Annotated in this window: 13 protein-coding genes; 2 read left to right on the top strand and 11 right to left on the bottom strand. The window is 51.5% G+C overall.

Translation table 11 applies throughout. From position 1 onward, the window contains the following. The first annotated feature begins 51 nt into the window (after positions 1-51). Positions 52-306, top strand: coding sequence for a helix-turn-helix transcriptional regulator (locus FFR93_RS01540; RefSeq protein ID WP_348640311.1), 255 nt, complete (start codon positions 52-54; stop codon positions 304-306). Between the two features lie 194 nt (positions 307-500). Here FFR93_RS01540 and FFR93_RS01545 read toward each other — a convergent pair whose 3' ends face one another. The 9 genes from FFR93_RS01545 to FFR93_RS01585 form a co-directional block, all read right to left on the bottom strand. Beyond that, a complete protein-coding gene (locus FFR93_RS01545) occupies positions 501-752 on the bottom strand; it encodes a hypothetical protein (protein ID WP_138391578.1) in 252 nt (83 codons plus the stop codon). 85 nt (positions 753-837) lie between these two features. After that, positions 838-1,206: a hypothetical protein gene (locus tag FFR93_RS01550; protein WP_138391579.1), complete on the bottom strand. Its 369-nt coding sequence runs from the start codon at positions 1,204-1,206 to the stop codon at positions 838-840. A gap of 75 nt (positions 1,207-1,281) precedes the next feature. Beyond that, positions 1,282-2,199 (bottom strand): HNH endonuclease, encoded by a 918-nt coding sequence (locus FFR93_RS01555; protein ID WP_138391580.1) that lies wholly within the window; start codon positions 2,197-2,199, stop codon positions 1,282-1,284. A gap of 189 nt (positions 2,200-2,388) precedes the next feature. Beyond that, positions 2,389-3,072, bottom strand: coding sequence for a hypothetical protein (locus FFR93_RS01560; RefSeq protein ID WP_138391581.1), 684 nt, complete (start codon positions 3,070-3,072; stop codon positions 2,389-2,391). 396 nt (positions 3,073-3,468) lie between these two features. After that, complete coding sequence (locus FFR93_RS01565; RefSeq protein WP_138391582.1) at positions 3,469-4,179, bottom strand: hypothetical protein; 711 nt, start codon at positions 4,177-4,179, stop codon at positions 3,469-3,471. Between the two features lie 303 nt (positions 4,180-4,482). Further along, complete coding sequence (locus tag FFR93_RS01570; protein WP_138391583.1) at positions 4,483-6,336, bottom strand: hypothetical protein; 1,854 nt, start codon at positions 6,334-6,336, stop codon at positions 4,483-4,485. 240 nt (positions 6,337-6,576) lie between these two features. Further along, on the bottom strand, positions 6,577-7,197 hold the full coding sequence (locus FFR93_RS01575) for a hypothetical protein (protein WP_138391584.1): 621 nt from the start codon (positions 7,195-7,197) through the stop codon (positions 6,577-6,579). A 143-nt stretch (positions 7,198-7,340) separates the two neighbouring features. After that, positions 7,341-8,204: a hypothetical protein gene (locus tag FFR93_RS01580; protein WP_138391585.1), complete on the bottom strand. Its 864-nt coding sequence runs from the start codon at positions 8,202-8,204 to the stop codon at positions 7,341-7,343. Between the two features lie 72 nt (positions 8,205-8,276). Continuing rightward, a complete protein-coding gene (locus tag FFR93_RS01585; RefSeq protein WP_138391586.1) occupies positions 8,277-9,614 on the bottom strand; it encodes a TerD family protein in 1,338 nt (445 codons plus the stop codon). A gap of 1,032 nt (positions 9,615-10,646) precedes the next feature. On the opposite strand from FFR93_RS01585, the gene FFR93_RS01590 reads away from it, so the two are divergent. After that, positions 10,647-11,423, top strand: a complete 777-nt coding sequence (locus FFR93_RS01590; protein WP_138391587.1) for a hypothetical protein — start codon at positions 10,647-10,649, stop codon at positions 11,421-11,423. A gap of 122 nt (positions 11,424-11,545) precedes the next feature. Here FFR93_RS01590 and FFR93_RS01595 read toward each other — a convergent pair whose 3' ends face one another. After that, a complete protein-coding gene (locus FFR93_RS01595) occupies positions 11,546-12,583 on the bottom strand; it encodes a hypothetical protein (RefSeq protein ID WP_138391588.1) in 1,038 nt (345 codons plus the stop codon). Between the two features lie 110 nt (positions 12,584-12,693). Continuing rightward, complete coding sequence (locus FFR93_RS01600) at positions 12,694-12,936, bottom strand: hypothetical protein (RefSeq protein WP_138391589.1); 243 nt, start codon at positions 12,934-12,936, stop codon at positions 12,694-12,696. Positions 12,937-13,307 lie beyond the last annotated feature (371 nt).

Below are 13,307 nucleotides of genomic sequence, written 5' to 3' on the forward strand. Positions count from 1 at the left end.
AAGCTGAGGAAGCGTACGAGAGACGAAATCAACGAATATCGCAATCGGTTGATGGAGCGCGCCGAAGCCGGAGCGCTGCGTTACCCGTTCGCTGTTACGGAAATCCGCAAGACGCTTGGAATGACTCAAGAGCAATTTGCAGACCTGGTGCGGATGACGCGTCGCCAGATCGCGGAGATGGAGCGCGGCGAAGCTAATCCGACCTTGGAATCGATGCAGAAAATCGGGAAGATTTTTGGCTTTACCGTCGGTTTTGTGCCGAAGAAGCCGAGTGAGGACGAGCCGGACCCTGCTTTCAAGATGTGAAGAAAATTCGGATTGAGGAGTGCTGCCTCAACCAAGTGAGCGAGGCGGCGCTGTTAGTATAAGGCGTCGATAAGATGCATTATCGAGCCATCACGCGGCTAGTCAGCGATCATTGAACGAGATGTCTAAGACCTCGATCCCAGCGGCTGGTTCTACAACTGCTTTAGGACGAAAGTCGATGACCTTGCCAAGCTTCAAGCGTCCACTCGGGTCTTGATCAAGGACTTCGTCTCTGCGCCTAAGCAATAAAGGATGATCGAGGCTAGAAAGGTTAGCAGCCAAGCATGCGATCTCTCGACTTCAATGTCGTTAATTGTCGCTAGTACAAAAGATAGAAAACCGGTCAACGCTCCAACGTAGAAGCCGGTTGCAATGATTTTGAGGGTGAATGTTTCGCGCTCACAAAGAAATTTTTTGGTGCCCGGAATTATATCGAAAATACTCATGGGAAATCCTTCTATCCGCCAAACCATCATGGGCGGAAAAGAAAGGATGTCAACTCATTAAAGGACATTTTACTGTCCGCTAATTTTAAGCGAAACGCTGGGATTGATTCGATAATATGCATGATCGAGGGGTGAAGGATACGCTGACGTCGAGTTCCATTGCCTCCCCGAGAGCAACCAGCATCCACAGATCAGGACCTGCTGGGAGCCTGCCGGAAACAATGTCCGTGAGGAAAAATATGTCGAAGCCGGATTTTTCCGAAAGTTCCAGAAGGGACATATTCGCACGATTCAGCATCGTGATCAGGGTTCGGGCTCCGATTGACGATGCGATCTCTTTCCCGGCCATCGCGTAAACGTCTCTTCGTGCGTCCGAACTCAGGTTGGTAAGATCAGGCGGCGTTATCTTCACCGATTTTTGAGGCTCCCGTGTTTCGCACATATCTTTACCCACTCTGTTTTCTCTCAGCCTGGTTAGATGGTGGTGAAGCGGCGTGTGTCGTGCAAGTCTTAGGTCGACCGACACGGGTTATCCAGCTGTTACTGCTCTCAGTTCGCGAAACTTCGTGTAATGTTCCCGCAGGAAGGCCTTCTCTGCTTTGTGCTTGATTGGCTGATCTGTGTAGCTGCGATAGCTGGTCGTCTTGAGTTCATCCGCGATGATCACTTTCCCGTCCTTGGGATGGATTGTGATGAGGAAACGGTCAAACAGTGTGTGTATGTCTGAGCGCAGGACCAGTCCGTTAGCTGGATCATTGCGATAAGCCACAGCCTCTGAAAACGGTACAATGTGAGCAGCTTGAAGCACCTCGCGGACGCTGCAGCCGGAAATCACGCACCTGTTGTTGTAGAGGGACATGAGAGAGTCGCGGAACGCCGCCTGCTCCGGCCGAACTTCCTGCAGAGTAAAGCGTCGCTGATATCCTGCCTCGATGGCCTCGCGGTCGGCATCAATCGCCTTGTCTTCCTCGCTCTTGAACCTGTCGGTCGCGAGTGTGGCGGTCTTTCCCTTCTGAAACTTCTCCACTGCCGACCAAAGGTCCTGAAGTTCCTCTTCATTAAGTTCGTAAGACCGCAGCAGTCGCATGGACCTGAGATATTTAATCACCTCGCTATCAGTAGGCAGAGCTGCGGCTTCCCTATGGCTGTAGTGAGGCGTGAGCAATTCGACCTGGCTCAAGGTGGCGATCATGCCCTCTCCGCCTACCCTCACGTCGGTCGCGGTCGCCTTCGCAGTTAATCCGCGTCCGTTGCCATATTCGGGATACTCGTGTGTCCAGATCAGTAGCGTGTCGCCGTTCTCTACCAGTGTGCCTCCGCTGCGCTTGATCCGCTTGGGCTCTGGAAAGGTGACCTGGATTCCTTCCCATTGCGATGCGGCGTCTGGGCGGGGGACAGCGCCCCCTAAGTGAAGTTCGCAGTTTATCTTCAATAGGAATGTTTTCACGCTGGAACTCCTGAAGGCTGTCAATTGATTTGTAGAACTTAATCAATTGGATTCTCATATAGAGAAACTCAGAGTGGATAGCCAGACTTTACCGGTTCTCGGGCCGTTGGTGTTCGATCCGGTGGAGTATCGACCTGTAATCGAGTGAGTGGTCGCCAGAATGTCGGGTGTAATCTATTTCGCAGAAGGTCACAGGTTAAGGGCGGTCTCAATCATTTCCAGAGACGTATCGCTCATTCGCCAGCCGAGATGATAGCCTAAGCGGTGTTGTATTCTGAGCCTTCTCATTTGCTCCATCGGATGAGGTTTCCCCTGCAAGGCCGCGAGAAAATAGCGTATGTCCGCTATGGAGAATTTGCTCGTGCATCCGTGCACAATGTGTCGGATTTCCTTGGTACCGGCGACTGGAATACGCGCCACGTCCGGATAATGGGCGCATATGCGATCATAGAGGTCACGCCAGATGGGAAGCCGGTGGTTTTCGAAGGCCTCGGATTTTCGCAACGATGCCTCGATTTCGCAATGAGTGTCATTCAAGGCGTGTTCATAGGTTTCGGAGAGGTCGTTAAGCGAGAGATGCTGTCCGCAGTGGTGAGATGGATCGCGGTATCGCTCTGTGCCGTCACCGTGGTTGTTGAAAGGAGTGTCGAAACTTTCCAGCTTCCTGATAATGTCGACTATGCGACCACCGGAATATGGGTTGTCGCGCACCGACCGGTCGTAAGCATGTTCGGCAACCTGGGCTGCCTCTTCCTGGTTGTGCCCGAGTCCCAAATGCCGTTTGTAAGTGCTCCACGCGTTATCGGCCGCGAGGACTTCGACTTCATACTGGGGAATTTGCTTATCTGAGGTGCAGACGTAGCTGGTTGGCATCGGATTTCTCGACCGTAGGCGGGCAGAATTCTTTCTACGTAGCGGTTTAGCGGATGTGTCGCAAGGGCGCGCTGTTGTCCGTATAAGGAGCGATAATCAGCATTATCGGTTCATCTCCTGATTGGCGTGTTGGCTCCCGGCGGCCTGCGTCGGGAGCTTTCCGCTCAGCTGCACTTAGGCCGCAGCAGCAAAGCTATTGCGATGACGCACAGCGTGGCTACGATGGCTGGATACTCGCCCACGGCATCTCCTACCAGCTTCGCGCAACGTTGAAGTGAAATGGCTATAGGGCTGTCTGGCCATCTGTAGACGACGACAAGTGGTAGAAGGGCGGCTAAAAACCATACGGAAAAGAATTCGAGGGCTATCAGGGCCATAGAAAGGGGCCGTGACATATTACGCCCCTTCCGCCTGGAGTCGCTCATCATTCGCCTTAACCCAGTCTTGGATGTTCTTTCTCTTAGTCTCCTCGTCGATTGGCGTCGCGGCTTCAATGCGAATTGTCGTGTCGCGTCCATTTGATATGACGCCCGGGCCCCTGACATGAAGATTTGTGCAGGGTTCAGGTGAACTGGGGTCGCATACTAGCGTAATCGTTAACTTCGGGGAAAGAAGTTCGTTTCCGAACGAATCCAGGGCTGTGTCTCCGGTTTTCCAGGAGTTCCGTATCAGCTTTGACAGGGACGCGATGAGGGCTTGTGATAAAAGCTCGACCGTGTCGAGATGGTACTCAGTGTATTTATCAACGATGCCGGTGAGGTCCTCGATCAATGACGCGGCTCCGGCGCAATCGGCTGTCCCCTCCAGGAGGGCCAATTCATAATAAAGCTCCTCAGTCTCTTCGAGCGATTTTGCGGCCCTCTTTCTCAAGTCGATGATTTCGGCCTGCTCCATGGTGAGTGAGCCGCTGACCTGCGCAGCCTTGAAGAGTTTATGATATTCCTTCCGAGCGAAGAGCCTCTTCAGTGTCTTAATCTGTGCTTCATTAGTGCTGTCTTTGCCGCCGAGTGCGGCAATTACAGCTGCGTTAATTGAGCTGTGGGTGCCGGATAGGAGAAATTTCAGTGCCTGTTTTGCCTTGTCGTCGAGAGCGTGTTTCTTTGTCATTTTGTAAATCCAGGATGACCCAACGGTCGATAGTTAAAGCGTCGGGCGTATTTTTTACGTCGGCTATGACAAAGATAGTGACCCGATAGGACATTTCACGTGTCCTGGGCGAATTCCTGATCGTCAACTGGCTTTCGGGCACAGTACAGTGAACGACTCTTGGCTCCGACTTGGCAAAAGTTCGAAACCTGAATGGAAGTTCCGATAACCCATATTATCGGCCCTCGCGTTGTGGTAAACTTACTCGTTGGCTCTCACCGTATTGGGGCATGATCCACGTGTCGACTCCTCTACAGTCGTTATCTACTTTCCACCGGTCTCACGCGCAAGCTTTTCAAGTCGTTTAGCCATGGCTTGCGCATGCGATTTCTTGGTTGGTCTGCCTACCTCGCGACGTGGCTTTTTGGAGTCGGCAGTTGCTGCAACCTTTTTCGGCCCTGCTGCCTTGCGAAAATCGGAGCGAAGTTGCCGAGCCCTGGTGTCATCGATGAGGCGGTTAGGATCGGATACAGGAAGTAGCATTTGTCGGATTGCACGAATATCCGTCTCGAACTTGGAGAAGTCGCTCGTGGGCTTCATTCCAAGGTGAGTAGTCATTACTGCCAGGCAACCGGGTAAATCGAGGCGTGTTTCCCGTAGCTTAAAGTAGTTGTGTTCAAGTTCGGCGAGGGGCAAGCCGTAGCGATGCTCCAGCTTTCTGATTTCCAGCTGGTGTTTGATCTCGATGCGTTGAGTGACCGACAAGTCAGCTTCAGCTAGAGTCACAGGGCCTTCTTTAGTCGCACCAGGGGGCAGAAGGAGTTCATTTGTTGAGAGTGATCGCAGAGCGTTCTCTATCTCTTCAACCTTTTCAGTGAGGCCGAGGTTGGACAAGCCCGCTGCACAGTCCTTGTCAATGCGGACACGGCAATAGGTGAACACCTGGTCCGACTTGCGGAGACGGCCGGAGTCTAAGCCAGCGACCTGCTCTGTCGCTGTCGATACCATCTCCCGGAAGTGGCGGGTGGTGTCATTTTCTGGAGCGAAGTAACGTTTATTGAAGGACAGATGAGGCCAAGCTACTCCGAATTGGCCATCGCCAAGATCGTATACGTTCGCCTTAGACCCGTACGCTCGAACGGTCTCCTTGCCGATCCTAATTGGTTCGAGTGACGAAATTTCGACCTCGTAACAGTCGCCAGGCCTGGGCGTCACGTAGAAGCTAGCGTTCGCGATCTTTACATTGTGCTTGTTCCAATGGGCCTTCTTTGCGGCTTCCTCTCGTAGCCAGAACTTCAACCGTTCATTCAGGACTTCCCGCGCCCAAGCTTCAGCTCTGCTCATGAGAGCGGAGTTTCGTCTCAGCGCCACCTCCAAATCGGGCTCCTTCGCAAGGTACTGCTGGACAATATTCAAAACTATCGGAGTGAGGTACTCGTCGTCGAATCCTTCGTCGGGCCTAAAACCAGCAATGTTACGTCTCCACCCCGTATCGATGGATAGTACGTCGTTTGCGTAAGAGACCTCGCAATTGACGAAAACGCGGCCACGCTCAGTTAAAATGGTCTTCCCACCTTTGACACCTCCTGGAGAAACCGCAAGGCGCTGTGATCCGATGTTCAGGATGTGCACTGGGCCATACGTGGATTGAAATTCAGTGGCCGCGTTTTCGAAAGGCTTGAGCGAGTTCCCGAAATCGAAATTGCCAATCCGATCCTTAAGCGAAAGGATGTTGTCTATGTAGTCAGAGAAGCGGACGGCTGACGTTTCAATCTCATTGAGTGCACGTTGCGTCATTGCTGCGTCGCTCAAGGCTTTATGCTTGTCCCTGGGAGATGTATCAGCCCGCTTTGCCCGTTCTTTCAATTCCAAAAGCTCGCGCCTACCGTCGCGCAATCTTGAAACTTCGTAGGTCTCGGCGATAACACTGGATATCTCACCTTTGTGTAGGTCGACCTGGGATGCGCATTCTATCTCCGCAGCGAGCCAAACCGCCGCCCTCGCCCAAGCATTTTTAGATGTGCCGTGACGTTGCGAACGAAGGAGATTGGCTAACGGATCGGTGAAGCCTGTCCCGATCTTATAGGAGAAAGACGTATCGAACACGTCCAAGAGTGGCGATGTGACTGCGACAGATGCGGAAGCGTCATCCTGTTCAGGGTTTATCGAGAACTTCATCTGCCTAATCCTTGGTGTTTACGACATCTCAACTGCCCGTATCTAGGTGACCGTGGTAGCGGTCTCAAGGAAAACTGATCGCTGATGTGGCTATTTGAGAGAAGTTTGCGAACCGTGAAGGCGCGACAAACTAGATACGCCGCGAAACGGCGGCAGATATGGGATGATTAGCAAAAGCCTGAAACAGGACGTCGATAACCTACATTATCGGCTCACCTGGCGAGCGTTTAGATGGTTTCCTCACCAGCCTTCCTTGAATGCTTCCGTCTGAAGCCAGACATATGAGCCCTCAAGCCGCTTTTCTCTCAATTCGCTACGCTTCTGCTCAAAGCGGTCTTTGTAGTAAGTGATAAAGAGTGCGACCATGGCTTTCGTCGGTTTAATCCCATCCCAAGTCAGGGGTACCCCGAGTGTTTCAGCAATTGCCCGCGCATAGTCCAGCTGTTTCGCGGTCGGCTGGTTTGAACGTGTCGCCCTTGGGCCGTATTTGTTCTTAACAGTTGTGCGCTTAGCGGATGAGGCGGTCTTAGCCTTGCCGTTTCTTCCGGCCGCGTCTTTCGAAGTTGGCTCAGCTGGTGTTTTTGGTTCTGCGGATGTAGAGGTCTCGGGTGGAAGTTTTCTTTGTGCGTCCCTTAGTATGATAAAAACTCCATCAGCACTCAGACCTGAGTATGATAAGTGCGAGTGAGGGTCGGTGAAAGAGAATTGAGTTTTCTTTGACCAACTCAGCTCGAATCTGTGCCCGCGTAAGGAGACCTCGATGGGATAGATGCCGTCAGCGGGCCGCGCTGCCGGGTATCTCGCCTCTCCATCGCGGTAATAATTTTTGATAAGACTAACGAGGTTCTTTATTGGTTTCATCGGTATTCCCACTACACACGTGTGCATGTTTGGGATGCTGCCAGAATTCCCGTTAAAAACAATAGTCTGATGTGAGAGAATCGGCTGGTCTCCACTCGATAACGTACATTATCGCCGTTGCGGCGCTCTTCCTGGATCGATGTTTAGAATCTTCCTTCTCGGCGATTAACATCGTCGAGAAGTGAGGCTAACGCTGGACACCACATAAAGAGATTCTCAGTCCCTGAGTCCACCAATAAAGAGATTTCGCGGGCGCTCACTGGACCTTTGCTATATAACTTAGCGTAAATACCCTCTGCAGCAAGGGTTGCTCGCGCTATCATCCCGTTGAGTTTTGACGCTTTATAAATCGCCACAGGCATGTAGAGCGTTGAGAGTCCTACAGAGCAAAATGCCAGTACCCAGATAATGCCGATGAGCCAACCCGCTACCGTAGAAAGACCAACAACCCCGAGGAGAATGGGAGCTATGGACAGAATAATAGCTGCTAGCAATGTGAATACTAAGTTCCCAAACCACACGAGAAATGGCCTTGGTCTAGTTGATCCCAGCCATCCGAACATCCAATCGCCGGGCTGAGGTGATAGCGCTTCACGATAGTCGCTGTAGTCGAACGCAACTATGAGGTCTATAAAAGTTCGGTCAAGGGTGGAAGAGCGAATGGGGGATGACAGGTAGTTTGCCACAGCCACTTCAACGTCGCCTTTTCCGTTAAGGTATTTTTTGAGATTCACCTCGCGAACGAGATTTTCTCTGTGCGACCAACAAATTTCTTCTGTTTGACCAGGAAATTTAACCAGAACACCTTTAACGTAATTCCAAGATTGTCCAAGAACAGTCGTAACGAATTTTTCAGCTTCACCTGAACCTGTGGATAGTTGGCGTGCGCGCGCCTTCTCGGCCGCAGAGGCCGCTAGCTCCTGGTAAATCAGGCTGAGACAAGGTTCGTTCTTAAAGGAGAACTTCCGACCCACCCAGTTGTCAGCGATCTCGTTGTAAATGTCCATAAAGCTACCTTTTCTTAACTGTCTGATTAATTTGCGCCCAAGAGCGTAAGGCGGCACGCGTCCAATTGGTCATTAAAGGAGTGCTGTGCGAACCGTAGAAATTGCCTGGGCTTTAACGGCGTCTATCTTCTTTGACGTTCGTTCAAGTTCGTCGACTGCGCTCAGGACGTCGCGGTGCAATACGATTTTATTCTTCACCAGATTTAGAGACCGGCGGAAATCTGCAGGCGAAGGCGAGAACGGGTTAAGCAGCTTCAACACGACGCTATGGGACGCGTCTGGATGTTGATTCACCACGAAACGAGCAATGGCTTCCTTTTCCTTCTTTTGGAAAGAGCCGTCGGCACGGGAGATAAACGACAATACCATAACTGGGTCTGCGAGTTTCTCTAGCGCTGTCTCAGTTTGTGCCCTAGGGGAATGAGCGGCGGCTGCAAAAAGATAAGTTTCGACATCACCGATAACGTCGCCGGTCCCGGCGTCGACGAAGGACTTGACCCGGTCTAGAAGGAAGGTTCGGAAAGCATTGCGGTGTGTACAGAAAGCGTTCACTCCGCAGCCGCCACTTGAATTCCGGAATACCTTGTTGATGTAAATAAGCCGACGACTTGCCTTGCCGGACGCGTCTACGTACTCGATCCAAGCATCGACGGCAATTCCATCGCCTTCGCGAGATGGCTGGTAGTGCACGTCAGGGCCGTCTTTATCGGCCGCGAAAGGTGTAACGTCTAGCCGGTATTCATCCGGCACTCCTTCAAATATGCTCGACTGCGGGTCCGAGGTCTCGTCGTAGCTGAAGTTTGGGATGCCGTACCATTGCGCTAGGGGAGCGATCCCCTCTTTAAAACCTTGTGCAAGCGCCCTCACCTTCCACTCGCGCTCCTTGCGGTAGAGATTTATCAGGATCAGCGAGCTTTCCGAGGCTCTTTCAATACGCGGTTCAAAGCTAATCAGTTCGTTAGCTGTTGTTATTGTAACCCTCAGTTTCTCCACGTTTGAAAAGTTTGTGGCATTCGGGCGCGGTATGACGGTTGACGCGATGGAGAGCGTCTTTACAGCTGAGGCAACCCTGGCCAAATCAACGTGAAGCAGCGTCTCAAACTTCCCAGGGTGCCTCTGAACAGCCGAGGAAACGATCTTCAAGGGGCAATGTGGTGACGGCTCGGATTGGCTGTGTACGACTGGAAATAAACCGATTGCCTTGTCGTTGGCGTCCAAAGAAAAGATGGCGGTCTCGATCTCTTGAACCTGGTGGCGTGACCACCATTCGATAAGGACACTCTGAACAGGCTCGGTCAGACTTATGTTCTGACCGGCTACGATAGTCCGTTCGGGGCGGTTGTCGTCAAAAGCATACGCATTTTCGACACAGCGTCGATTGTTGAAGGCGTTAATCAAGGTGTTCGGCATATTTTTCCTCCCGCAGGTTAATGATCGCAGTCGGCGCTTTGGAGGGCAACAGCTTGCCGAGAGGTAGATCGGTTTCGGAGTTTAGAGAACGTGGCGAGATACTATGCGATAACGGTAATTATCGGCTCTGGGTCGATCTCCTGTCCAATCCAGGATAGTAGGAAAGTGTGGCGTACCCGTCATCATAAAGAAAAACCTTTGGAAGGCTCTGCAGTACCCTGCCCAATGATACGGCGAATTCGAGAGGCTCCGCCTCCGGCGCGATCTCAGCTTGGGTGATCGGAAAGTATAGAATGCTTTCGTTGCTGTTGATGTGAGAAGCTCGTATGTCAGCTAGGTGCTGTTGAATCTTTCGGTAAATGATCGGGTTGAAGAAATCGCTTGGTTGACGTTCGTGCACGGTGTTGTCTCCTGTTGTTAAAAGCACCGTGAATGAACTGCGTGCAAGATTCGATGTCGTCGAAGATGTGAATCATCCTCCGCATAAATGGCCCGATAATGGTCTTTATCGGCTCTGGCAGCCTCTCGGTGTTTGTGAGATCGTTCCGATTTGGGAATGGCGTGTTCTGAGAGGTCGAATGAAGGTGTGTCGAAGGAGAATGATGCTATGGTTCACAGCAATCAGTCTCTATGCAAGTTTTGGAATATGTCTTATTCCATTCTTATCCGCATATCGTTGGTATGGATGCGGAAATGAGATGATCGGGGCTACCTGTTCGGGTTTGTTTTTCAACCCGTTTGGGATTGGGGCGATAATAGCAATTCTGTCGCTGCTCGTCGGTCTCATCGCGAGTAGCCTGGCGTCCTTTTACACGCTGACTAATAGGGTTCTATGGCTTGTCTTCGGAACGCCGACAGTCGCTATTCTTGTCCTGTTGCAAATTCTTGCCGTAGGCGCGAGTAAGTATGCGGTGTAAGCCGCTCTCTGCTGAAGCTCTGGGATGGGCAATGAAGCGATAATAGGCCTTATCGTCAGTGGGCACGCGCAGTTTCCCAGCCAAATCTGGACAGGTGTCGTGTTCGGCACCATGATTGTTTGGTCTTTCCAAGGTTTCGTGGTTTTCAATGGTCGAACTCTCAATCCTTCAACAATCCGCGAAGGCAATCCGCTTGTTTGGATCAAATGTCTCCGAGGTCGCTCGTTTTAGCCGGGGTCCTAAGTTGCGAAGCTTTGCGAAAAGGATGGAAACGCCGGTATTCGGTGATCTGGTCTTTGAGGTTACCACAGCTTACAAGGCGGCTGATGATCAGCACATCAATGCTGTCGGATATTTGATAAAGCAAGAGAATGACGAGGCTTTGATACAGAGATTTGACGGTGGGGAGGAACGATGGAGGAATTCTCTTTTCTACGCAATTCCAGGTGAGCGAGAAGTAGGCAAAGCTGATGAGCTAGTTTCGAGGGCGAAGGAATTTGCCGCAGAAGGTCAGGTCTGCTCCCTCAACCATCTTGCCAAGGTGGTCCGATTTTTTGGTTTTAACACCTACGAGACGATGATTTCGCCAAGTGGCAAAACGCATGATATCTACCAGAGGATGAAGCATCCGAACTTAGGCGACTTGATCTTCGAGGTAGGAACGACCTTCTGGGCCAATAATGATGCGCACCTTGACGCGGTGGGGTACCTCGTCGAGAAGGGCTCGCGTAGTAGTCGCACTTCGCGGGAGAGTCCCACCCGCATTCTCACTCTTGATGGTCGCGAATTTGCGTGGAGAAACGCGACATTTTTTGCGATCCCGGCCGAGCTTGAAATTGAAGATCAGCCTACTGAAGAAGAGCGTTTTCTTAGAGGTGATTATTCCGGCTAGTCTTGTTGTGAGCTTTAAGCGGAGCGGCGCGCTAAGGCTCGATAATATGTCATATCGAGGTATCGCACTGTCGGCTCTCTGCTCAGGTCGAAATCTGGTTATTTCTTAGATGAGACTCCCTCTTAGATTTTCGGAGTGCTCGCTACATAGTCATCATCGTCGATTGGTGGATCGACAAAGAGACGTTCACCCGGTGGAATGAATCTAGTCGTCTTACCTTCAAGGCTTGCGTCGAACTTCGCAACCTTCATCTTGTCGATGTTCCCGATGGCATATTGAAGCTCCGGATTTTCCTGTTTTGGAAGATAATCGTCGATTGTAACGCCCTGTAGGGGTCTTAGGCCCTTTCGCGCATTCACGATCATCTTTTCGTACGGTAGGCGTTCAAGTTCGCGCAGCATGCAATCAAGAATTACTATGACGTCCATGTCATCCTTCGATGTCATACCTGGGGTCAGTTCAATTGGATCATTATGGAGTGCGACCTGCAGCGCGCGAGTCCATCCGAGGAATTCTTTTTCTGGTTTCCCTGGCTTCTTATCGAAGCAGTCAAAAATGCTTCGAGCCAATAGATAGGTTGATGTGCGGTCAGAGTGGTCGGAAAGCATCGATATCACAAGGTCTGCGGCAATATTGCTGCGAATTGAGGGTCTGGCGGTTGACTTAACATCTATGCCTCGGATTTTGAGAAGACGCTTGGCGTTGCTGAAGGTCAGATCGCGCATCTTATCACGACCAATAGACAGAACGTTTTGACGAAGCACAGCTAGCACTAACCTCGACAGGCGGTGGCCAAACTCTATTAGTTCCCAAGATCGATCTTGTTCCGCCAAAAGCCTTCCTTTGACGGCTATGGGCGCGACGGCATCTCTCAGAACTGCTCGAAAGATCGCTATAGACTGATTGCGGGATTCTTGGTTTGTCCGCTCTCTGTCTGACGACGAAATAGAGGCCACACGACGTTCGCATTCCGCATTGAAGGCTTTTGCTGCTCCATAGTGTGAGAAATACGCTGTGGGACCTGTAGGATATTCGCGTTCAGCTCGATAAACTGCTTCGCGACAGCATGGGCAGACGACTTGTAGCTCGGCCATTTGGTGGTAGCCAACTTGGAAGGCATCTAGATACTCTTGGTAAATGGGTGAGAAAGCGTCTTTCACAGCGGCGGCTCCCTGGTGTTAGGACAATGGTTTCGCCTTTTGTCGAAAGGAACAATTTCAGGCAGCAGGGCGCGATAATGGCCCTTATCGCCATTTCGTCGTTTAGGGCATCATGACATTGAAATAGCTGCTGCTAAGGCGATGTCGAATTGTTTCGTGTCAGTAAGGACGTCCACGAAGGTGTCCGACTGAGCCTCAGTAAAGGATTTTATAGTCGTGCGATCCTCCTGACTGATGGTGAACCCACGGCGCTCCGAGTAGATAATGCAGAAGTCCGCTGCACCGTCGCGTACACCCTGGTCGAAAAGACGTTTGAGAATAGGGTTCTCCGAAATATTGATTGTGATGGGCATTTTATCCTTGTTGCCGATCTGAGATCGCGCGCACTTGGTCAGGTTTCTACAGCTTGAAGCGTTGGGTGGTGCTGGTCAATCGCCAACATTTACCCGGCCCGATTACGCGATAATGGCCTTTATCGGCAGTTCCTTGAACGTCTCGTTTTCCAGGAACTGCAGCTGAATATCGACACCGGAATGCTTGGATTCGTACTTGGCAGCGATGTCCTCCCACATTTGACCACCGTCTCGGCCGATGCCTGGCTTGCGCCAGCGAGAAGCGTGCAACGTCGCGTGCGAGTGCTGATGCCACCGGTGATCTCGATCTGACAGTCGGGTTCACGTGTGCTATCTTGTGTTCAAAAGCCCATTCCGCGCGCAAACCCTAT

This window comes from Rhizobium sp. MHM7A (assembly GCF_005862215.1).
In the GTDB taxonomy this organism is placed as follows: domain Bacteria; phylum Pseudomonadota; class Alphaproteobacteria; order Rhizobiales; family Rhizobiaceae; genus Rhizobium; species Rhizobium bangladeshense.